General features: G+C 48.2%; 1 tRNA gene. It reads left to right on the plus strand.

The features are described 5' to 3' along the window. The first annotated feature begins 136 nt into the window (after positions 1 to 136). Positions 137 to 213, plus strand: a tRNA-Ile gene (locus tag KW850_RS32975). The last annotated feature ends 42 nt before the right edge of the window (positions 214 to 255 follow it).

A 255-nucleotide genomic window follows, 5' to 3' on the forward strand; every position in this document is an offset into this window, starting at 1 on the left:
CGTATCGGAAGGTGCGGCTGGATCACCTCCTTTCTAAGGATAAAGCTGGACATATGAGCCAGACAAAACGGTTTGTGCCACGATCTTTGTTTGTTTAGTTTTGAGAGTACAAACTCTCTTTATATTTTCGTTATGAGGGCCTATAGCTCAGCTGGTTAGAGCGCACGCCTGATAAGCGTGAGGTCGATGGTTCGAGTCCATTTAGGCCCACCATCTCATAATGGGGCTTTAGCTCAGCTGGGAGAGCGCCTGCTT

The organism is Bacillus sp. sid0103 (assembly GCF_019219025.1).